Here is a 19,930-nt window from a genome sequence, read left to right as displayed (position 1 = left end):
ACCGCCCGACCCCGCGCCGTCGCGAGTCTCCCCACCGGCGCCGTGATGATGGACTCCCAGAGCTCACAGGCATCCCAGGCACCTCATCCGCCCCAGTCACCTCACACGTTCCAGGTCGACCTGCGTGGTCTGGTGGACCTGCTTTCCCACCACCTCTACTCCAGTCCCAAGGTGTATCTGCGCGAGCTGCTGCAGAACGCCGTGGACGCCATCACCGCCAGACGTGCGACGGAACCCGATGCTCCGGCCCGGGTGCGGCTGTCCGCGGAGGGCGGCGCGCTGCGGGTCGAGGACACCGGCGTGGGGCTCACCGAGGCCGACGTGCACGACCTGCTCGCGACGATCGGGCGCAGTTCCAAGCGCGCCGAGAGCCTGCAGGAGGCGCGGTCCGGTTTTCTCGGGCAGTTCGGCATCGGTCTGCTGGCCTGCTTCGTCGTCGCCGAGCGGATCCGGGTGGTCAGCCGCAGTGCCCGTACGCCGGAGGCACCGCCGGTGGAGTGGGCGGCGTGCGACGACGGTTCGTACACGGTGCGGACTCTGCCGGACGCCGAGCGTCCCGAGCCGGGTACGACCGTGCATCTGGTGGCCCGGGCGGGGGCCGCCGAGTGGCTCGCGCCCGAGCGGGTGCGCTCGCTCGCGCGGGACTTCGGGTCGCTGCTGCCGTACGACGTCCGGGTGGGCGACGAGGCGGTCACCGACCTTCCGGCACCCTGGGACCGGTCGTATCCGGGCCCGGCCGCCCGCCGTGTGGCCCTCGCCCGGCACTGTCACGACCTGTTCGGCTTCACCCCGCTGGACACGATCGACCTGGCCGTGCCGCTGGCCGGCGTCCGCGGGGTGGCGTACGTGCTGCCGGCCGCGGTCAGTCCGGCGCAGCGCGCGGGGCACCGCGTACACCTCAAGGGCATGCTGCTGACCGAGCGGGCCGAACAGCTGCTGCCCGACTGGGCGTTCTTCGTGCGCTGTGTGCTCGACACGGACAGCCTGCGGCCCACGGCCTCGCGCGAGGCGCTGTACGAGGACGAGACGCTGGCCGCCGTCCGGGAGGCGCTGGGCGAGCGGATCCGGGCCTGGCTGACCGGTCTGGCCGCCGGCGATCCGGAGCGGCTGGCGGCGTTCCTGTCGGTGCACCACCTGGGCGTGAAGTCGCTGGCCCGGCACGACCGCGAGATGCTGCGCACGATGCTGCCGTGGCTGCCGTTCGAGACGACCGACGGGCAGCTGTCCCTGGAGGAGTTCGCGCAGCGGCACCCGGTGGTGCACTTCACGCGGACCGTCGAGGAGTACCGGCAGGTCGCGCCGATCGCGTCCGCGCAGGGCATCGGCGTGATCAACGGTGGTTACACGTACGACAGCGAGCTGGTGGAGGCGCTGCCCTCGGTGCGGCCGGGGACCGTGGTCGCCGAGTTGGACGCGGACACGGTGACCGCGCATCTGGACGCGGTCGACCCGGCCGAGGAGCTGGCCCTGTCGGGCTTCCTGACGGCGGCGCGGGCCCGGCTCGACCCGCTGGGCTGCGACGTGGTGCTGCGGGCCTTCCACCCGCTCTCCCTGCCCGCGCTGCACCTCGACGACCGGGACGCCCGGCACGAGCAGGCCCGGGCCGACGCCGAGGCGCATGCCGACGACCTGTGGGCGGGCATCCTCGGCTCCCTGCGCGGCAGCGCCCCCCGCGCGCGTCTGGTGCTCAACCACCTCAACCCGCTGGTCCGGCGGATCAGCGCGCTGCACGACCCGGAGCTGATCGGCACCGCCACGGAGTCGCTGTACGGGCAGGCGCTGCTGATGGCGCAGCGGCCGCTCCGGCCCGCCGACTCGGCGCTGCTCAACCGCGCGTTCCTGGGCCTCCTGGAGTGGGCCACGCACAGCGAGGACGGTCAGGCATGAGCGACATCACCGACTTCGACGCCCTGCGCCGGGCGATGGCGGAGAACTCCGACCGGCCGGAGGGCCCGGCCCGCAACGCGCGTGCCGAGGAGTTGCTGACCGCCGCGGAGAAGCTGAACGTCCCGCTCGCCGTGATCGAGGCGCTCGGCCACCAGCTGAAGGTCTACAACTACAGCTCCGAGAAGGGGAAGATGTTCGTCCCCTTCGCGCGCCTGCTGCGCATGTGGGACGAACGGCCCGAGGACTTCGACGAGTACGAGGCCTACTCGCTGCACTGGGTCTTCAAGTGGGTGTCGGCGGGCATGCTCGACCAGCCGCACATCCCGCTCGCGTCGATCGAGAAGTGGCTCGGCGAGATGGAGCACCGTTACCGGCTCGCCGGGCACTCCGAGCGGGCGGTGCGCAGCGCCGAGCACAGTGTGGCCGCGCATGTCGGGGACGTGGAGCGGGCCGAGCGGGCGTACGCCGCGTGGCTGGCCGCCGACCCGGACATCATGGCCGACTGCCACGCGTGCGAACTGCACGGGCAGGGCTGGTGGCAGGCCGAGCGGGGCCGGGACGAGGAGGCGCTCCGGCTGTGGCGGCCGGTGCTGGAGGGCGAGTACACCTGCGCCCACGAGCCGCACACGGTCCTGGCCTCCTCCCTGCTGCCGCTGCTGCGGCTGGGCCGCACGGACGAGGCGCGCGCCCACCATCTGCGGGGCTTCCGGCTCGTGAGGGCCATGGAGAGCATGCGCGGGGCGTACGCGGAGCACGTGGAGTTCTGCGCGCTGACCGGCAACGAGGCGCGCGGACTCGAACTGCTCGCGGAGCGGCCGGCGTACTTCACGGACGAGGGGCATCCGCAGAGCAGGCTGGACTTCGTCAGCGTGGTGGCTCTGCTCATGGACCGCCTGACCGGCCTCGGTCTCGGCGACCGGCAGGTGCCCGGTCCGGCCGGCCGGGAGTGGACCGCCCGCGAACTCGCCGCGCACGCGCGTACGGAGGCCCTCGCCCTGGCGGCGCGCTTCGACGAGCGCAACGGCACGGCGTACGTCAGCGAGCGGGCACGCGCGCGTATGGCGCGGGAACCGCTGGTGGAGCGGCTGCCGCTGGGGGTGCGGTCGGCCGTCCGGCCGGTCCCTCCGCCCGCTCCCCCGGCGGTCGCGCCCGGTGGCTCCGGGCAGCCGGACCTGTCCGGCCTGCTGGCCGAGGCACGGCGGCTGTCGGACAACCTGCGGCCTCACGCCGTGGAGGCGTGGGCGGCGGTCGCCGAGGCCGCGGAGGGGGTCGAGCTGGACCCGCGCGACCAGGCCGAGCTCGTCGACCACCGGGCGATGGGCCTCGGCCCCGAGGGCGCCGTGCTCTTCGAGCGGGCCGCGGAGCTGTACGCGGCGGCGGGAGACCCCGGGGAGGCCCTGGCGGCACGCGCGCGTGCGGCGTACGTGCGCGCGCTCGCCGGTGACGTGGACGGGGCGTTCGCGGCCGTGTCCGGCCCGTACGACGAGGTCCTCGCGCTCCACGCCGCCGGGGAGACGGGGATACGCCAGACGGCGTCCGTCCTGATGGGGCGGGCGCGGATCCTGATGCGGCGGGCGCACGAGGCCGAGGGGCCCGGGGCGGAGCCGGTGCGCGCCGAGGCCGGGGCCGCCGTGCGGGAGGTCCTGGCGCTGGTCGAGGGACGGGCCGGGGAGGGCGTACGGCTGGCCGCGCGGTGCGCCGAGGCGCAGGCGATGCTCGCCGAGCTGGCGGGGCTGGACGGGGACCTGGAGACGGCCGCGGAGCTGTTCGCGCGGGGCGCGGCGGCGTTCGTCGCGGCGGGGCTGCCGTGGTTCGCCGTGGAGTACGAGGCCCGGCTGGCCTCGCTCGCCCACCACCTCGGCGACATGGCGGAGGCGGAACGGGCGCTGCGAGCGGCCCTGGAGCACGGCGGAGCCCAGCTGGAGGCGCCGGGGAGGGCCCAGCTGCACCTCCAGCTCGCCGAGGTCGTCGGGGGCCGTGGCGAGGCCGTGGAGGCCGCCCGGCACGCTCTGGAGGCCGCGCACTGGGCCGACGAGGCGGGTGAGGGCGCCACGCTGGGCGCCTGGGCGCGGCAGCAGCTCGGCGGGTTCCTGCTGCGGCAGGGCAGATGGGCCGAGGCCGCGGAGGTGCTGGAGTCGGCGCTGCCCGATCTGACGGCCGCGACACACGGCGACGGGGCGATCGTGCAGACGCAGTGGTGGCTCGGGGACTGTCTGAGCGAACTCGGCGAACACCGCGCGGCCGCCGAACGGCGCCTCCAGGCCGCCGGGATCGCCCGGCACTGGCCCGAGCAGCACGACCACGCGACCCTCGCCCACCTGGCCGGGGAGTCCCTCGGACAGGCCGGGCTGCCCGCCGAGGCGGACCGTGCCTACGCACGGGCGGGTGACCTGTGGCGCGAACTCGGCAACGTACCCGGCCTGATCCGCTCGCTGCGTGCCCGGGCCTGGCTGGCGTTGCGGACGCCGGAGGGGCTGGAGGAGGCACGCGACCTGATGGCGGAGGCGGTCCGGGAGTGCGAGGCGGCGCGGGACACGGCGCAAGACATCGAGGCGCGGCAGCAGTATGTCGCCGAACTCGGCGACACCCACCGGCAGTTCGGTGACCTGCTGGCCCGGTCCGTCTCCGGGAGTGCCGACGACGGCGCCGTCCGGGCCGTGTTCGAGGAGGCGCTGTCCCAACTGCTGCGGTCCGCGGAGGTCTTCGCCTCACTCGGGGAGGGAGCCCTGCACAGCCGTACCGACGCCGAACTCACCGCGGGCCTGCTGGAGATCGAGATGGGCCGCCTGGCCGAAGCCAGGGCACGCGCACGCGCGGTGCTGGCGGCCTACGAGGGCTGCGACGCCGCCGAGGCCGACGGCCAGGGCCGCTCGACGGTGTCGGCCCGGCGGGCGGAGGCGGAGCATCTACTCCGCCTCGCGGCGGACGACTGATCGCCGGTCCCGCTCACTCCACGCCGATGAGCAGCAGGGAGCCCTGCCGTCCGCCCCGGTACACCACCGTGTCGACGGCGAGGTATCCCTCGCGGACCCGCCCCTGAAGGTGCTCGGCGACGGTGTCGGGCGCCTCGTCGCCCAGCACCAGGGTGACCATTTCGCCCCCGGCCGCGAGCATGCGGTCCAGGACGGTCTCGGCGGTGGCGGTGACGTCCGAGCCGATCACGGCCACGTCGCCGTCGATCAGGCCCAGGACGTCGCCGGCCTGGCAGATGCCGGCCATCGTCCAGGACTGGCGTTCGGCGACGGTGACCTCAGCGTAGCGGGTCGCCCCCGCCGCCGAGGTCATCGACACGACGTCCTCGTCGAAGCGGCGCTCCGGTTCGTGCACGGCCAGCGCGGCGATGCCCTGGACCGCCGAGCGGGTCGGGATGAGGGCCACGCGGATGCCCTCGGTGCGGACCTGCTCGGCGGCTGCCGCCGCGGTGTGCCGCAGCTCGGCGTCGTTGGGCAGCAGCACGACCTCGCGCGCGTGGGCCCGCCGTACGGCCTGCACGAGCTCGCCGCTCGCGGGCGGCTCCCCCGGGCGGGCGAGGACGGTGGTCGCGCCGGCCTCGCCGTACAGCCCGGCCAGGCCCTCGCCGGGCACGACGGCCACGACGGCACGCTGGGAGCGCTCGCGGGGAGGCCGCTCCGCGCCGGTGGTGTGCACATCACCGGCGCCGAAGTGCGTGATGCGGATCCGGTGGGGCCGCCCGGCCTCGATACCGGCCTCGACTGCGGCGCCCGCGTCGTCGACATGGACATGGACGTTCCACAGCCCGTCGCCGCCGACCACCACGAGCGAGTCCCCGAGCGCGTCCAGCCGCTCCCGCAGCCGCGTCACGGCCGCGTCCTCGGCGTCCAGGAGGTAGATCACCTCGAAGGCGGGGCCGTCGGGGATCGGCGGGGCGGGGCTGTCGGCGCACTCGCCCGGGCCGGCGGCAGGGGTGAATTCCGCAACGGAGTCCATGGGCACACACGGATTCCGCGCGTCCTCGGCCGCCCCGGCGTGCGCGCCCGCCGCCGACCCGTCCGCCTGGCCGGGCACCAGGTACGCGTGCGACTCCACCGGGCTCTCCGCCTCGGCCGCCACGGGCGCGGACTCCCTCGCCCCCGGCACGCCCGCCGCCCCCGCACTCACCCGCGCCGCACCCACGGCCGCCGGGGCCCCTCGCGGCCTCTCCCCCGTGAACGTCTCCACCAGGGCCCCGAGCACCGCGACCAGGCCCCGCCCGCCGGCGTCGACCACTCCGGCGCGTTCCAGGACGGGCAGCTGCCCCGGGGTCTCGGCGAGGGCCGCCCGTGCGCCGTCGTAGGCCGCCCTGGCCACCGTCCCGCAGTCGCCCTCGGCGCCGCCGGCGGCGTCCGCGGCGGCCGAGGCGACCGTGAGGACGGTGCCCTCGACGGGGTGGGCCACGGCCTGCCGGGCCGAGTCGGCCGCGTGCCGCAGCGCGAGCCTCAGCCCCTGGCCGTCGGCCCGCGCGGCCTCGTCGTCGGCCAGCACCTGGGCCATACCGCGCAGCAGCTGGGCGAGGATCGTCCCGGAGTTCCCACGGGCACCGATGAGCGCCCCGTGCGCCATCGCCCGGGCGGCATCGGCGAGCGTCGGCTGCTCGGGGCCGGACCCCGCCGCGTGGCCGGCGAACACCGCCTCGACCGCCCCGACGGCGGACTCGACGGTCAGATACAGATTCGTGCCGGTGTCGCCGTCCGCGACGGGATAGACATTGATCGCGTCGATTTCCTCACGCGCCCGCCCCAGGGTCTCGAGGGCGAGACCGCACCAGGTGCGCACCGCGAGAGCATCGAAGAATGTCTGCGGCACCTGCGCCACCGCGCCTCCCTCAGCTGATGGACGTGGCACGCAGCGTAGACCCCGGGGCGGCGCTCACCGGAAGCGGGCCAGGTGAGGGCACGGACCGAGCATGGTAGTTTCGTCCTCCTGGGGCAGTCGTTGTATGCTGCTCCGGTTGCCCGATCCAAATCGGGCCATTCCCCTGGCAACGCCACTCAGATCCTCGATCCTGATCCCGGCCTGCCGGGATCAACCGTAAGTGCATCTGAAGTCTTTGGAGTGACCGGTGGCTGCCAACTGCGACGTCTGCGGCAAGGGGCCGGGCTTCGGCAACAACATCTCGCACTCGCACCGCCGTACGTCCCGTCGCTGGAACCCGAACATCCAGCGCGTGCGTACCGTGGTCGGCGGGACGCCGAAGCGCGTGAACGCTTGCACCTCGTGCATCAAGGCCGGCAAGGTCTCGCGCTGACGCTCAGCTAGCGCGCGGCCACTGCTGGTTCGCTGCAGAGCCGGTCCACCTCTGGTGGGCCGGCTCTTTGCCGTGCCGCGAGACGTCGGGCCGAGCGCCTACGCGCCCCCGCGGAACCGCCAGCCGTGATCCACCGGCCCGATCCCCCCGCCGAGCGCGAACCCGGCCGCCACGGCCCCGGTGACGTACTCCTTCGCCGCCGCCACGGCGTCGGGCACGGCCTGTCCCTTCGCGAGTTGTGCGGCGATCGCGGAGGCCAGGGTGCAGCCCGTGCCGTGCGTGTGCCGGTTGTCGTGGCGCGGGGCCCGCAGCCAGTGCTCCTCGGAGCCGTCGGTGAGCAGGTCCACGGCGTCCCCGGGCAGATGACCGCCCTTGATCAGCACCCATCGCGGCCCGTACGCGAGTACGGCCGCGGCGGCCCGCCGCAGCTCCGCCTCCGACTCGACCCGCACGCCCGTGAGCTGGGCCACCTCGTCGAGGTTCGGGGTGGCGACCGTCGCCGCCGGCAGCAGCTTCGTCCGGACGGAGTCCAGCGCGGACGCGGCGAGCAGGGGGTCGCCGTGCTTGGAGACGCCCACCGGGTCGACGACCGCCGGAGCGTCCGTGCCCGCGATCAACTCGGCCACCGCCTCCACGAGTTCGGCCGAGGCGAGCATCCCGGTCTTGACCGCCTGGACGCCGATGTCGTCGACGACACTGCGGTACTGGGCCCGTACGGCCTCCACCGGCAGCTCCCAGGCCCCCTGCACACCGAGGGAGTTCTGGGCGGTCACCGCCGTGATGACGCTCATGCCGTGCACGCCGAGGGCGAGCATCGTCTTCAGGTCGGCCTGGATGCCCGCGCCGCCGCCCGAGTCGGAGCCCGCCACAGTGAGGACGTTGGACATCATGTCTCCATGTCTCCGAAGTGGTCCCAGCCGCCCTTGCTGGTCCACGGCGCCCCGTCGACCGTCACCTGGGGCAGCGCCGAGGGGTTGAGGACCTCGCCGATGACCTTCCAGCGGGCGGGCAGCTTCACGTCCGACGGGAAGGTCGCCACGATCGCGTGATCCTCTCCCCCGGTCAGCACCCACTGCATCGGATCGACGCCCACGGCCTGCCCGATGTCGTTCATCTGGGACGGGATGTCGATCGCCCCGGAGCGGATGTCGATCCGCACCTTGCTGGCCTCGGCGATGTGCCCCAGGTCGGCGATCAGCCCGTCGCTCACGTCGCACATCGCGGTCGCCCCGAGCCCGGCGGCGGCCGGACCCGCGTGGTACGGCGGCTCGGGCCGCCTGTGGGCCTCCACGAACGCGCGCGGCGAACGGAAGCCCCGGGCCAGGACCGCGTATCCGGCGGCCGACCAGCCCAGCCAGCCGGTCACCGCGACGAGGTCGCCGGGCTGCGCGCCCGCCCGCGTCACCGGCTCCTGGTTGCGCAGATCGCCGAGCGCGGTGATCGACACCATGATCGAGTCGCCGCGTACGACGTCACCGCCGACCACGGCGGCACCGGCCACCTGGCACTCGTCGCGCAGCCCGTCCATCAGCTCGCTCGGCCACGTCACCGGCAGCTCGGCCGGGACGACCAGACCGAGCAGCAGCGCGGTCGGCACGGCGCCCATGGCGGCGATGTCGGCGAGGTTCTGCGCGGCCGCCTTGCGGCCCACGTCGTACGCCGTCGACCAGTCCCGGCGGAAGTGCCGGCCCTCCACCAGGATGTCCGTACTGGCCACGACCCTGCGGTCGGGCGCGGCCACCACGGCGGCGTCGTCGCCGGGGCCGACCCGGACCGCCGGGGTGGTGGTCAGACGGGAGGTGAGCTCCCTGATGAGCCCGAACTCACCGAGCTCACCAACAGTGCCCTTCATTACCCGTTCTCCCCTTCTGTCCCTGTCCGTGCCCGGTCGCGGGGCCTCTCGGGCCTCGCTACGGTCGATGTGACCGTCAAGTTCTGCCGGACCTGCACCCCGGCGCGCAAGACCCGGTCCCCCCGGGTCTCCCCGCGGTGACCGGCGACGCGATACCGTGGCGTTCCTTTTCCCCACATGATCCTCGTGGCCGCCCTGGAGGTTCCGTGGTACAGGCGTACATCCTGATCCAGACGGAGGTCGGCAAGGCGTCGACCGTCGCCGAGACGATCAGCAAGATCCCCGGGGTCATCCAGGCCGAGGACGTCACCGGACCCTACGACGTGATCGTCCGGGCACAGGCCGACACCGTGGACGACCTCGGTCGCATGGTGGTCGCCAAGGTCCAGCAAGTGGACGGCATCACCCGCACCCTGACCTGCCCGGTCGTGCATCTGTAGCCCCCGTCTACCCTGTGCCGGTGAACTCTTTCCGTCACCGGCACCGTTCTGTCTTCCGCGTCGTTCCCCTGCCCGCTCTCGCGCTGTTGATCACTGCGACGGGCTGCTCATCGGCAGACGACAGCGCGTCGGCGGCGGTTCCCAGTCCGGACGCGAAGGTCACGGAACTGTGCCGGGACCTGGACAAGGTACTGCCCGGGAAGGTGGACGGTGAGCGCCGCGAGGATCCCGAGCCCGCGTCGGCACTGACGGCGGGCTGGGGCAGCCCGGCGATCATACTTCGCTGCGGTGTGCCTCAGCCGCCGAAGATGGTCGATCCCGGGGTGGCCGGCGGGCATGATCCGGACGCGGTGGCCGGGGGTGTGAACGGCGTCGACTGGCTGATGGAGAAGCAGGACGACGGGGGGTACCGGTTCACCACGGCCAATCGTGAGGTGTACGTGGAGGTCGGGGTGCCGAAGGGTGTGGACAGCTCGGGTGTGCTGATCGATCTGGCCTCGGCTGTGAAAAAGGCGATCCCCGAGGGGATCGCCTCCTGAGCGCCGTGCGTCCGCACCCGCGGGGCGCGGTCTAGCGCAGGCCCGTAGAACGGTGCAGGGCCGCCTGGACCAGGCGGTCCACCAGCTCGGGGTAGCTGACGCCGCTCGCCTGCCACATCTGCGGGTACATCGAGATGGGCGTGAAGCCGGGCATCGTGTTGATCTCGTTGATCACGAACTCGCCGTCCTCGGTGAGGAAGAAGTCCGCGCGGACCAGGCCCTCGCAGGACGCCGCCTCGAAGGCCTCCACCGCCAGGCGCCGGACCTCGGCGGTCTCCTCCGGCGTCAGCGGGGCGGGGACGATGCCGGGCGTCGAGTCGATGTACTTGGCCTCGAAGTCGTAGTACGCGTGCGCGTCCGGCGGCGGGATCTCGGCCGGGACCGAGGCACGCGGGCCGTCCTCGAACTCCAGGACACCGCACTCGATCTCACGGCCGCGCAGGGCCGCCTCGACGAGGATCTTGGGGTCGTGCCGCTGGGCCTCGGCGATCGCCTCGTCGAGGCCGGAGAGGTCGTCGACCTTGGTGATGCCGATCGACGATCCCGCGCGTGCCGGCTTCACGAACAGCGGCCAGCCGTGCTCGCCCGCGAAGTCGACGATCCTCTTGCGGGCGGCCGCCTCGTCCCGCTGCCACTCGCGCGGCCGGATCACCAGGTAGGGGCCCACCTTCAGCCCGAACGAGGTGAACACCCGCTTCATGTAGTCCTTGTCCTGGCCCACGGCCGAGGCCAGCACTCCCGACCCCACGTACGGGACGCCGGAGAGCTCTAGGAGGCCCTGCAGGGTGCCGTCCTCGCCGTAGGGGCCGTGCAGCACCGGGAAGACCACGTCGACCTCGCCGAGCGCCTTGGGCACCGATCCCGGCTCGCTGTAGACGACTTCACGGTTGGACGGGTCGACCGGGAGGATCACTCCGCCCCCGTCGGACTCGGCGAGCAGGTCGACGCTCGGCTGCCGGCGGTCGACGATCGCCATCCGCTCCGGTGCGTCCGCCGTGAGCGCCCAACGGCCGTCCTGGGTGATGCCGATCGGCAGGACGTCGTACTTGGTCCGGTCGATGGCCTTGAGGACGGCGCCGGCGGTGACCACGGAGATCCCGTGTTCGGAACTGCGCCCGCCGAACACGACGGCCACACGCGGCTTGCGAGGCGGCTGCTCGGGGCTCTGGGGGAGGTTCTCGGTGCTCATATCGGCTTGAGAGTACCCGTTGGTAGGTCCCGGAGACAGCGCCGCCGCCTCGCGTCGCTCAGCGTCGTTCGGGCTTCGCGCTGCGCGACATCAGCTCCTTGAGAGCGACCACCGGAGGCTTGCCCTCGTGCACGATGCCGACGACCGTCTCCGTGATCGGCATGTCGACGCCGTGCCGGCGGGCCAGATCCAGCACCGACTCGCAGGACTTGACGCCCTCGGCGGTCTGCTTGGTGACCGCGATGGTCTCCTGCAGGGTCATGCCCTTGCCGAGGTTGGTGCCGAACGTGTGGTTGCGGGACAGCGGCGAGGAGCAGGTGGCCACCAGGTCGCCCAGGCCGGCGAGTCCGGAGAAGGTCAGCGGGTCGGCACCGAGCGCCATGCCGAGCCGGGTGGTCTCCGCGAGGCCGCGGGTGATGAGCGAGCCCTTGGCGTTGTCGCCGAGGCCCATCCCGTCCGCGATGCCGACGGCGAGGCCGATGACGTTCTTCACGGCTCCGCCCAGTTCGCAACCCACCACGTCCGTATTGGTGTACGGGCGGAAGTACGGCGTGTGGCAGGCGGCCTGGAGCCGCTGGGCCACGGCCTCGTCGGTGCAGGCGACCACGGCGGCGGCCGGCATCCGCGCGGCGATCTCGCGGGCCAGGTTGGGCCCGGTGACCACGGCGATCCGGTCCGGGCCGACCTTGGCGACGTCGTCGATGACCTCGCTCATCCGCATCGCGGAGCCGAGTTCGACGCCCTTCATCAGCGACACGAGGACCGTGTCGGGGGCGAGGAGCGGGCTCCACTCGGCGAGGTTGCCGCGCAGGGTCTGCGAGGGGACGGAAAGGACCGTGAACTCGGCGTCCGCGGCGGCTTCCGCGGGGTCGGTGGTGGCCCGCACGTTCTCCGGGAGCTCGACGCCCGGGAAGTAGTCGGGATTGGTCCGGGTGGAGTTGATCGCCTCAACGACCTCCGGGCGGCGCGCCCACAGGGTGACCTCGCACCCGGCGTCGGCGAGCACCATGCCGAAGGCCGTGCCCCACGAACCGGCGCTCAGCACCGCCGCCTTGACCGGCTTGCTCACTTGCCCAGCCCCTCTTCCTGCACGGTCTGCCCGGAATTCTCATGTGTCTGCGCCTGGGTTCGGCGCCGCTGTTCGATCCGCTCCCGGCGCGGGTCGTAGGGCGTCTCGGGCGCCTTCTCGCCGCGGATCTCCTCCAGCTGGTGGGTCACGGCGGCCATGATGACCTCGGTGGCCTCCTTCAGGAGCTCCGCGGTCATCTCCCGGTCGTAGAACCGCGTGAGGTCCACGGGCGGCCCGGCGAGCACCCGGTGCGTCTTGCGCGGCAGCAGGTTCGGCTTCTTCGCGTACGGCGGCAGCAGCTCGTTGCAGCCCCACTGGGCGACGGGGATGACCGGGCACTTGGTCTGCAGGGCGACGCGGGCGGCACCGGTCTTGCCGGTCATGGGCCAGCCCTCCGGGTCGCGGGTGAGGGTGCCCTCGGGATAGAAGGCGACGCATTCACCGCGGTCCACGGCGTCGATCGCGGCCCGGAAGGCGCTGAGCGCGTCCGTGCTCTCGCGGTAGACGGGGATCTGCCCGGTGCCGCGCATCGCGGCGCCGACGAATCCCTTCTTGAAAAGCCCGCTCTTCGCGAGGAATCGCGGGACGCGCCCGGTGTTGTACTGAAAGTGCGCGTAAGCGAAGGGGTCGATGTGCGAATTGTGGTTCACCGCGGTGATAAATCCACCCTCGGCCGGAATGTGCTCGATTCCGCGCCAGTCCCGCCTGAGGAGAACCACCAGCGGCGGTTTGCAGATCACCGCGGCGAAGCGGTACCAGAAGCCGATTCTGCGGCGGGGCACGCGGACACCTTCCTCTAGGGCCTGGAACGGGGGGCCACCGGGGGCCGCACAAGTGTCGCCCCAGGCCGCCGGTCTGTCGAGAACACCGTACGCCCCGACACGCCGCCCGCCCGATGCCCCGGGTGACAATGACCGCGACAAGAGAGGGACGGAACACCTGTGCAGTGGACCTTGGTCGTACCCCTGAAGCCCCTGGCCCAGGCCAAGAGCAGGCTCGCGGACACCGCGGACGACGGGCTGCGGCCGGACCTGGCGCTCGCCTTCGCCCAGGACACGGTGGCGGCGGTGCTGGCCTGTCCCGCGGTGCGGGATGTGGCAGTCGTCACGGACGACGCCCGGGCGGGGCGTGAGCTGGCCGCGCTGGGCGCCGCGATCGTCCCGGACGAGCCGGGCGGCGGCCTCAACGCCGCGCTCGCGCACGCGACGGGGGTCGTGCGGTCCGCCCGGCCCGGAAGTCCGGTGGCGGCACTGAACGCCGATCTGCCGGCGTTGCGCCCCGCGGAATTGTCCCGGGTACTGGAAGCCGCCGCGGAATTCCCGCGCGCTTTTCTCCCGGACGCGGCCGGAATCGGTACGACCTTGCTGGCGGCTGCTTCCGGGCGGTCCCTGCTCCCTGCCTTCGGAACCGATTCCCGGGCCCGGCACCGGGCGTCCGGCGCCGTGGAATTGTCCCTCACCGGCGTGGACTCGGTCCGCCAGGACGTGGACACCGGCGACGACCTGCGCAGCGCGCTGGCCCTGGGGGTCGGCCCTCATACGGCCGCGGCCGCCGCGCGGTTGCTGATACCCGGGCAGTAGGCTGCGGCCATGCAGGCGACCGCGTACACGTACGACCCCGAAAGCCGCAGCGGGCAGGTGCTCCTGGACGACGGCACCCCGGTGCCCTTCGACGCGGCCGCGTTCGAGGCGGGGGGCCTCAGGCTGCTGCGCGCGGGGCAGCGGGTGCGGATCGAGGTGGAGGGCTCCGGGGACACCCTCAGGATCACTCTGGTGACCCTGCAGACCCTCTGACCACTCCCTGAACACACCGCGGGCCGGACTCCGTGCGGGAGTCCGGCCCGGCGCGTGAGTGTCCCAGCGTCCCTACTTCTTGCGGGCGGTGGTCTTCTTCGCGGTGGTCTTGCGCGCCGTCGACTTCTTGGCGGGCGCCTTCTTCGCGGTCGCCTTCTTCGCCGGGGCCTTCTTGGCCGTGGTCTTCTTCGCGGCGGTGGTCTTGGCGGTGCCCGTGGTCTTCTTCGCGGGGGCCTTCTTCGCCGTCGTCTTCTTCGCGGCCGCCGTCTTGGTGGTGGCCTTCTTCGCCGTCGTCTTCTTGGCGGTGGTCTTCTTCGCGGCGGCGGCCTTCTTGGTGGTCGCCTTCTTCGCGGCGGCCTTCTTGACCGTGGCGCCGGCGCCGCCGCTCAGGCTGCCCTTGGGCGCCTTCTTGACGGAGACCTCGCCACCACGCGGCAGCTTCTTCGAGCCGCTGACCAGGTCCTTGAAGCCCTGGCCCGCGCGGAAGCGCGGAACGGAGGTCTTCTTGACCCGAACCCGCTCGCCCGTCTGCGGGTTACGGGCGTAGCGCGCCGGACGGTCGACCTTCTCGAACGAACCGAAGCCGGTGACCGAGACCCGCTCACCCGAGACGACCGCGCGGACGATGGCGTCCAGTACGTGGTCGACAGCATCGGCGGCCTGCTGGCGGCCGCCCATCTTGTCGGCAATCGCTTCTACGAGCTGCGCCTTGTTCACGTCTTCCCCTTCGGAGACATCGCCAGAACGAAAGTGTTCAAGCTTTTTCGCACGTTAGGCAGATATATACCGCAAATCAAACACGAAACGGGCTTCTCACCCTTGTGCCGCAACGAACTCGGCGGTGTCGTCCGGTTCAGCGTTCCTCGTCGGGGAGACGCCCCTCGTCGAGGTCCGTGGTGAACCGATCCAGCCGCCTTGCCGCGTCGGCGAGATCGTGCTTGGCCGCGGCCGTAATGACCAGCAGCTTCCGGGTCAGCGCCATCCGTACGCCCTCCGGGACTTGCAGTGCGCGCACCCTTGCATGCGCTTCCTTGAGTTGGCCCGCGACTGCCGTATAGAGCTCGAGTTGGCCGTCGTGTTCCATGCACAGATTGTGCCATCTGGGGCGAGTTGTCGCCTGCCCAGGGGACAACTGCCGCCTCAAACGGCCTTCCGGGCACACGCGGAAGTCGCGGCTGTACATCTCGCGTACCCCAACAACCACCGGCATAACGTGGGAAGTTGACAACTCGGCCCAGCTCGGGCAGGGCCGTTCGGGTGCAGACACGGCTGTACCCCCGATCGGGCTGATCGGGGGTACAGAGGGGTGTTGCGGTGGCCGAAAGTCGCCTTGTTCAGGGGCGGCCGGACGTGCTCCGGATCAGATCTGGAGGGTCTGCGGCTTGAACGTGGGGCGCTTCGCCTCGTACGCGGCGATGTCCGCCTCGTTCTGGAGGGTGATCGAGATGTCGTCGAGGCCGTTCAGCAGCCGCCAGCGGGAGTTCTCGTCCAGCTCGAAGGAGGCGGTGATGCCCTCGGCGCGCACCTCGCGGCGCTCCAGGTCGACGGTGATCTCGGCCTGCGGGTCCTTCTCGGTGAGCTCCCACAGCGCGTCCACGGTCTTCTGCTCCAGAACAACCGTGAGCAGGCCGTTCTTGAGCGAGTTGCCGCGGAAGATGTCGGCGAAGCGGGAGGAGATCACGGCCTTGAAGCCGTAGTTCTGCAGCGCCCAGACGGCGTGCTCCCGGGAGGAGCCGGTGCCGAAGTCGGGGCCGGCGACCAGGACGGTCGCACCCTCCCGCTCGGGCTGGTTGAGCACGAACGAAGCGTCCTTGCGCCAGGCCTCGAACAGCCCGTCCTCGAACCCGTCCCGCGTGACCTTCTTGAGCCAGTGGGCGGGGATGATCTGGTCGGTGTCCACGTTGCTGCGGCGCAGCGGGACGGCCCGGCCGGTGTGGGTGGTGAAGGCTTCCATGATTCTCAGACTCCAGCGGGCGTACGGGTGTCGGCGGCGGACAGGTCGGCCGGGGAGGCCAGGTGCCCCAGGACGGCGGTCGCGGCCGCGACCTGCGGGGACACCAGGTGCGTACGACCGCCCTTGCCCTGCCGGCCCTCGAAGTTGCGGTTGGAGGTGGACGCGGAGCGCTCACCCGGGGCCAGCTGGTCGGGGTTCATGCCCAGGCACATCGAGCAGCCCGCGTGCCGCCATTCGGCGCCGGCGTCCTTGAAGACGACGTCCAGGCCCTCGGAGACGGCCTGCAGACCGACCCGCGCGGAACCGGGGACGACCAGCATCCGTACTCCGTCGGCGACTTTGCGGCCCTGCAGCAGCTCGGCGGCGGCGCGCAGGTCCTCGATACGGCCGTTGGTGCAGGAGCCTACGAAGACGGTGTCCACCTTGATGGAGCGCAGCGGCTGCCCGGCCTCCAACCCCATGTACTCCAGGGCCTTTTCGGCGGCGTAGCGCTCCGATGCGTCTTCGTACGAAGCAGGGTCGGGGACGGACGCCGAAAGCGGTGCGCCCTGGCCCGGGTTGGTGCCCCAGGTGACGAACGGGGACAGCTCGGCGGCGTCGATGACGACCTCGGCGTCGAACTCGGCGTCCTCGTCCGTCCTGAGGGTCTTCCAGTACTCGACGGCGGCGTCCCAGTCCGCGCCCTCGGGGGCGTGCGGGCGGCCCTGGAGGTAGGCGAAGGTGGTCTCGTCCGGGGCGATCATGCCCGCGCGGGCGCCGGCCTCGATCGACATGTTGCAGATGGTCATGCGGGCTTCCATCGAGAGCTTCTCGATGGCCTCGCCGCGGTACTCCAGGACGTAGCCCTGGCCGCCGCCGGTGCCGATCTTCGCGATGATCGCGAGGATCAGGTCCTTGGCGGTGACGCCCTCGGGCAGTTCGCCGTTGACCGTGATCGCCATGGTCTTCGGGCGGGACATCGGCAGCGTCTGGGTGGCCAGCACGTGCTCCACCTGAGAGGTGCCGATGCCGAACGCCAGCGCGCCGAAGGCGCCGTGCGTGGAGGTGTGCGAGTCGCCGCAGACGACGGTGGTGCCGGGCTGGGTCAGGCCCAGCTGCGGGCCGACGACGTGCACGACGCCCTGCTCGACGTCGCCCAGCGGGTGCAGGCGCACGCCGAAGTCGGCGGCGTTCTTGCGCAGCGTCTCCAGCTGGACCCGGGAGACCGGGTCGGCGATGGGCTTGTCGATGTCGAGGGTGGGGGTGTTGTGGTCCTCGGTGGCGATGGTGAGGTCGAGGCGCCGGACCTTGCGGCCGCTCTTGCGCAGCCCGTCGAAGGCCTGCGGGCTGGTCACCTCGTGCAGCAGGTGCAGATCGATGAAGAGAAGGTCGGGCTCGCCCTCCGCGCGCCGGACGACATGGTCGTCCCAGACTTTCTCCGCGAGTGTCCTACCCATCGCTGTTCCCTCCGGCCGACGACGATCCGACGGCCCAACTAGAGATCTTGAGGAGGCGGGCCCCTGCCCCGGATTCCGGGCATCCGCCGCCAGGCCCGTACGTCACGGGCCGTTGTGACTTCGTGTCTTCCAGAGTGGCGGGTTCCACGGAAAATTGAACTTGCGTTTCACAGAGTGAGACGCGAGTATCGTTTCATGGACAACAGTAGCGGCGTCGGCGTTCTGGACAAGGCGGCCCTCGTCCTGAGCGCTCTGGAGTCCGGTCCGGCCACCCTCGCGGGTCTGGTCGGTGCCACCGGACTGGCACGACCCACGGCCCACCGCCTGGCCGTGGCGCTGGAACACCACCGCATGGTGGCGCGCGACATGCAGGGCCGTTTCATTCTCGGCCCCCGTCTCGCGGAACTGGCCGCGGCCGCGGGTGAGGACCGTCTCCTCGCCACCGCCGGCCCGGTCCTCACGCACCTTCGTGACATCACGGGCGAGAGCGCGCAGCTCTACCGCCGCCAGGGCGACATGCGCATCTGCGTCGCCGCGGCGGAGCGCCTGTCCGGCCTGAGGGACACGGTCCCGGTCGGTTCGACGCTCACGATGAAGGCGGGCTCCTCGGCTCAGATCCTCATGGCCTGGGAGGAGCCGGAGCGGCTGCACCGCGGCCTCCAAGGTGCCCGCTTCACGGCGACGGCGCTGTCCGGTGTACGGCGCCGGGGCTGGGCCCAGTCGATCGGCGAGCGCGAGCCCGGTGTCGCGTCCGTCTCCGCGCCGGTGCGGGGGCCGTCGAACCGTGTGGTCGCCGCCGTGTCGGTGTCGGGGCCCATCGAGCGCCTCACTCGGCACCCGGGGCGGATGCACGCACAGGCTGTGATCGACGCCGCCGGGCGGCTCTCCGAGGCGTTGCGGCGCACCGGCTGAACCGGCGGGACGTTTTTGGGGAAGGCCGGCCTCAACGCCGCGGCAGGCTTTCCCCGACTCAGCGCCGTGACAGGGGCGGTTTCGTCGTCGAGTGCGGGCCTTCAGTGGCTGTTCGCGCAGTTCCCCGCGCTCCCGGGGCATACGCGAGAGGCCCCTCACCGAAGTGAGGGGCCTCTCGCTGTGTGTACCCCCGACCGGATTCGAACCGGCGCTACCGCCTTGAGAGGGCGGCGTGCTAGGCCGCTACACAACGGGGGCGTGGAGCCTGCGTTTCCGCAGGTCCGAGCTGGTCTACCTGGACTCGAACCAAGACTAACTGAACCAGAATCAGTCGTGCTGCCAATTACACCATAGACCAATGTGGTTTAGACCAGTCAGTACCCCCGACCGGATTCGAACCGGCGCTACCGCCTTGAGAGGGCGGCGTGCTAGGCCGCTACACAACGGGGGCCCTAGCAGTTCCGAGATGATCGTCGACCTTTCGGAACCAGTACCCCCGACCGGATTCGAACCGGCGCTACCGCCTTGAGAGGGCGGCGTGCTAGGCCGCTACACAACGGGGGCCTTGCAGATAAGCTCTGCGAGCTGGCCTACCTGGACTCGAACCAAGACTAACTGAACCAGAATCAGTCGTGCTGCCAATTACACCATAGGCCACTGGAACGCAAGCCCCTGAGGGGTTCTTGTTCTAGTTGTGCGCCTGGGGGATCCTGCCTTCCGGCCCGCTCCCCGCGGCGCAGGAAGAACATTACCTGAAGGTGGACGGGGCTCCAAAACGACTATCCGTGCCGAGCAATGAGGGCAGTTCGGCGAGGGAGGCGATGCGGTGCGGCCCGACCGGCGGCTCGATCGTGGCGTACGCGCCGCCGCGGTCGATCCAGACCGACAGCAGCCCCGCGTCCGCCGCACCACGCCCGTCGATCTCCGGGTGGTCGCCGACGTAGGCGACCTGGTGCGGAGCGAGGCCGAGGGCCTCGCAGACGGCGTGGAAGGCGCCGGCCTCCGGTTTGGAGACGCCGAGCTCAGCCGCGCACACGATGGCCTCGAAGCGGTCGTGGACACCGAGGACGCGCAGCTTGTGGTCCTGGACGTGGATGCTGGAGTTGGACAGCACGGCGTGCCGGTGGCTGGCGGCGAGGGCGTCGAGGACAGGCAGGACGTCCGGGAAGAGGGTCCAGACCGCCTCGTAGTGCGCGCGGTAGCGCCGGAACCACTCATCGGCCTCGGCGTCGGTCAGCTCCCGGCCCAGGAACACCCGTACGCGGTCACGCCGCTGGGCCTCGAAGGTGGCCTCCCCGGCCGCGAAGCGCGCCCACTGCAGGTCGGTGATCTCCCGCCAGCGGGTGAGGGCCTGCTCGACGGTGGCGTAGTCGTCGAGCAGGCCCTCGGTCGTCAGGTGGGCGCTCATGCCGAGGCGGTCGGCGCTGGTGTAGTCGAAGAGGGTGTCGTCGACGTCCCAGACCACGGCTTGGATGCTCATGATGCGACCGTACCCACCGCATCCCGTGCTCAGCCCAGGGTCATGGTGCCGGTGAGGGTGAGGTCCGGACCCTGGTCGTCTCGGGGGTGGGCGGTGAGCCGCCGGACAAAGCCGCGGCGCCGGTGTCGGTGGTC

19 protein-coding genes and 5 tRNA genes are annotated in these 19,930 nt (G+C 71.8%); 8 read left to right on the top strand and 16 right to left on the bottom strand.

The window, feature by feature from the left end; genetic code table 11:
• The first annotated feature begins 48 nt into the window (after positions 1-48).
• Both ABZ016_RS22010 and ABZ016_RS22005 read left to right on the top strand, forming a co-directional pair.
• Complete coding sequence (locus ABZ016_RS22010; protein WP_356918338.1) at positions 49-1,887, top strand: HSP90 family protein; 1,839 nt, start codon at positions 49-51, stop codon at positions 1,885-1,887.
• On the top strand, positions 1,884-4,820 hold the full coding sequence (locus ABZ016_RS22005) for a tetratricopeptide repeat protein (protein WP_356918327.1): 2,937 nt from the start codon (positions 1,884-1,886) through the stop codon (positions 4,818-4,820). The genes ABZ016_RS22010 and ABZ016_RS22005 overlap by 4 nt, the downstream gene beginning before the upstream one ends.
• 13 nt (positions 4,821-4,833) lie before the next feature.
• Here ABZ016_RS22005 and ABZ016_RS22000 read toward each other — a convergent pair whose 3' ends face one another.
• Entirely contained in the window at positions 4,834-6,699 is a 1,866-nt protein-coding gene (locus ABZ016_RS22000) for a DAK2 domain-containing protein (RefSeq protein ID WP_356918326.1), read from the bottom strand.
• A 247-nt stretch (positions 6,700-6,946) separates the two neighbouring features.
• On the opposite strand from ABZ016_RS22000, the gene rpmB reads away from it, so the two are divergent.
• Positions 6,947-7,132, top strand: a complete 186-nt coding sequence (gene rpmB, locus ABZ016_RS21995) for a 50S ribosomal protein L28 (protein WP_003993230.1) — start codon at positions 6,947-6,949, stop codon at positions 7,130-7,132.
• 98 nt (positions 7,133-7,230) lie between these two features.
• Here rpmB and thiD read toward each other — a convergent pair whose 3' ends face one another.
• Positions 7,231-8,022: a bifunctional hydroxymethylpyrimidine kinase/phosphomethylpyrimidine kinase gene (thiD, locus tag ABZ016_RS21990; protein ID WP_356918325.1), complete on the bottom strand. Its 792-nt coding sequence runs from the start codon at positions 8,020-8,022 to the stop codon at positions 7,231-7,233.
• Positions 8,019-8,984: a thiamine-phosphate kinase gene (locus ABZ016_RS21985; RefSeq protein WP_356918324.1), complete on the bottom strand. Its 966-nt coding sequence runs from the start codon at positions 8,982-8,984 to the stop codon at positions 8,019-8,021. The genes thiD and ABZ016_RS21985 overlap by 4 nt, the downstream gene beginning before the upstream one ends.
• Positions 8,985-9,190: 206 nt before the next feature.
• Here ABZ016_RS21985 and ABZ016_RS21980 point away from each other — a divergent pair, with 206 nt between their 5' ends.
• Positions 9,191-9,424 (top strand): Lrp/AsnC ligand binding domain-containing protein, encoded by a 234-nt coding sequence (locus tag ABZ016_RS21980; RefSeq protein ID WP_003997603.1) that lies wholly within the window; start codon positions 9,191-9,193, stop codon positions 9,422-9,424.
• 20 nt (positions 9,425-9,444) lie between these two features.
• Positions 9,445-9,963 (top strand): DUF3515 domain-containing protein, encoded by a 519-nt coding sequence (locus ABZ016_RS21975; protein WP_356918323.1) that lies wholly within the window; start codon positions 9,445-9,447, stop codon positions 9,961-9,963.
• Positions 9,964-9,994: 31 nt separating this feature from the next.
• On the opposite strand, the gene ABZ016_RS21970 is transcribed toward ABZ016_RS21975, so the two are convergent.
• From ABZ016_RS21970 to ABZ016_RS21960, 3 genes are read right to left on the bottom strand one after another with little or no spacing between them, the layout of a single operon-like run.
• A complete protein-coding gene (locus tag ABZ016_RS21970; RefSeq protein WP_356918322.1) occupies positions 9,995-11,152 on the bottom strand; it encodes a D-alanine--D-alanine ligase family protein in 1,158 nt (385 codons plus the stop codon).
• Between the two features lie 58 nt (positions 11,153-11,210).
• Positions 11,211-12,221 carry an NAD(P)H-dependent glycerol-3-phosphate dehydrogenase gene (locus tag ABZ016_RS21965; protein ID WP_356918321.1) on the bottom strand — a complete coding sequence of 337 codons (1,011 nt, stop codon included), beginning with the start codon at positions 12,219-12,221 and terminating at the stop codon, positions 11,211-11,213.
• Entirely contained in the window at positions 12,218-13,003 is a 786-nt protein-coding gene (locus ABZ016_RS21960; RefSeq protein ID WP_356918320.1) for a lysophospholipid acyltransferase family protein, read from the bottom strand. The genes ABZ016_RS21965 and ABZ016_RS21960 overlap by 4 nt, the downstream gene beginning before the upstream one ends.
• A 159-nt stretch (positions 13,004-13,162) precedes the next feature.
• Here ABZ016_RS21960 and cofC point away from each other — a divergent pair, with 159 nt between their 5' ends.
• Positions 13,163-13,801, top strand: coding sequence for a 2-phospho-L-lactate guanylyltransferase (cofC, locus tag ABZ016_RS21955; RefSeq protein ID WP_356918319.1), 639 nt, complete (start codon positions 13,163-13,165; stop codon positions 13,799-13,801).
• 9 nt (positions 13,802-13,810) lie between these two features.
• A complete protein-coding gene (locus ABZ016_RS21950) occupies positions 13,811-14,014 on the top strand; it encodes a hypothetical protein (RefSeq protein WP_356918318.1) in 204 nt (67 codons plus the stop codon).
• 72 nt (positions 14,015-14,086) lie between these two features.
• On the opposite strand, the gene ABZ016_RS21945 is transcribed toward ABZ016_RS21950, so the two are convergent.
• The 4 genes from ABZ016_RS21945 to leuC form a co-directional block, all read right to left on the bottom strand.
• Positions 14,087-14,731, bottom strand: a complete 645-nt coding sequence (locus tag ABZ016_RS21945; protein WP_356918317.1) for an HU family DNA-binding protein — start codon at positions 14,729-14,731, stop codon at positions 14,087-14,089.
• Between the two features lie 136 nt (positions 14,732-14,867).
• The gene (locus ABZ016_RS21940; protein ID WP_356918316.1) at positions 14,868-15,098 is read right to left on the bottom strand and encodes a hypothetical protein; all 231 of its coding nucleotides are present in this window, start codon (positions 15,096-15,098) and stop codon (positions 14,868-14,870) included.
• A 276-nt stretch (positions 15,099-15,374) separates the two neighbouring features.
• Positions 15,375-15,968: a 3-isopropylmalate dehydratase small subunit gene (gene leuD / locus ABZ016_RS21935; protein WP_356918315.1), complete on the bottom strand. Its 594-nt coding sequence runs from the start codon at positions 15,966-15,968 to the stop codon at positions 15,375-15,377.
• A 5-nt stretch (positions 15,969-15,973) separates the two neighbouring features.
• Positions 15,974-17,404, bottom strand: coding sequence for a 3-isopropylmalate dehydratase large subunit (gene leuC / locus ABZ016_RS21930; protein WP_356918314.1), 1,431 nt, complete (start codon positions 17,402-17,404; stop codon positions 15,974-15,976).
• 195 nt (positions 17,405-17,599) lie between these two features.
• Between leuC and ndgR the strand changes: the two genes are divergently transcribed.
• Positions 17,600-18,316, top strand: coding sequence for an IclR family transcriptional regulator NdgR (ndgR, locus tag ABZ016_RS21925; protein ID WP_003993203.1), 717 nt, complete (start codon positions 17,600-17,602; stop codon positions 18,314-18,316).
• Between the two features lie 185 nt (positions 18,317-18,501).
• Here ndgR and ABZ016_RS21920 read toward each other — a convergent pair.
• The 6 genes from ABZ016_RS21920 to ABZ016_RS21895 form a co-directional block, all read right to left on the bottom strand.
• Positions 18,502-18,574, bottom strand: a tRNA-Glu gene (locus ABZ016_RS21920).
• Positions 18,575-18,602: 28 nt separating this feature from the next.
• A tRNA-Gln gene (locus tag ABZ016_RS21915) sits at positions 18,603-18,674 on the bottom strand.
• A 20-nt stretch (positions 18,675-18,694) separates the two neighbouring features.
• A tRNA-Glu gene (locus ABZ016_RS21910) sits at positions 18,695-18,767 on the bottom strand.
• Positions 18,768-18,807: 40 nt separating this feature from the next.
• Positions 18,808-18,880: transfer RNA gene (locus tag ABZ016_RS21905), tRNA-Glu, on the bottom strand.
• Between the two features lie 21 nt (positions 18,881-18,901).
• Positions 18,902-18,973, bottom strand: a tRNA-Gln gene (locus ABZ016_RS21900).
• A gap of 91 nt (positions 18,974-19,064) precedes the next feature.
• Positions 19,065-19,796, bottom strand: coding sequence for an HAD family hydrolase (locus tag ABZ016_RS21895; protein WP_356918313.1), 732 nt, complete (start codon positions 19,794-19,796; stop codon positions 19,065-19,067).
• Positions 19,797-19,930: the final 134 nt, after the last annotated feature.

Source organism: Streptomyces sp. NPDC006372 (assembly GCF_040612515.1).
Classification (GTDB): domain Bacteria; phylum Actinomycetota; class Actinomycetes; order Streptomycetales; family Streptomycetaceae; genus Streptomyces.
Note: the sequence above shows the minus strand (reverse complement) of the source record. Positions and strands in the feature narration are given on the sequence as shown.

Coding starts and splice junctions, on each gene's coding strand:
- ABZ016_RS22010 (WP_356918338.1), top strand. CDS start 49: ATGGACTCCCAGAGCTCACAGGCATCCCAGGCACCTCATCCGCCCCAG.
- ABZ016_RS22005 (WP_356918327.1), top strand. CDS start 1,884: ATGAGCGACATCACCGACTTCGACGCCCTGCGCCGGGCGATGGCGGAG.
- thiD (WP_356918325.1), bottom strand. CDS start 8,022: ATGATGTCCAACGTCCTCACTGTGGCGGGCTCCGACTCGGGCGGCGGC.
- ABZ016_RS21985 (WP_356918324.1), bottom strand. CDS start 8,984: ATGAAGGGCACTGTTGGTGAGCTCGGTGAGTTCGGGCTCATCAGGGAG.
- ABZ016_RS21970 (WP_356918322.1), bottom strand. CDS start 11,152: ATGAGCACCGAGAACCTCCCCCAGAGCCCCGAGCAGCCGCCTCGCAAG.
- ABZ016_RS21950 (WP_356918318.1), top strand. CDS start 13,811: ATGCAGGCGACCGCGTACACGTACGACCCCGAAAGCCGCAGCGGGCAG.
- ABZ016_RS21940 (WP_356918316.1), bottom strand. CDS start 15,098: ATGGAACACGACGGCCAACTCGAGCTCTATACGGCAGTCGCGGGCCAA.
- leuD (WP_356918315.1), bottom strand. CDS start 15,968: ATGGAAGCCTTCACCACCCACACCGGCCGGGCCGTCCCGCTGCGCCGC.
- leuC (WP_356918314.1), bottom strand. CDS start 17,404: ATGGGTAGGACACTCGCGGAGAAAGTCTGGGACGACCATGTCGTCCGG.
- ndgR (WP_003993203.1), top strand. CDS start 17,600: ATGGACAACAGTAGCGGCGTCGGCGTTCTGGACAAGGCGGCCCTCGTC.
- ABZ016_RS21895 (WP_356918313.1), bottom strand. CDS start 19,796: ATGAGCATCCAAGCCGTGGTCTGGGACGTCGACGACACCCTCTTCGAC.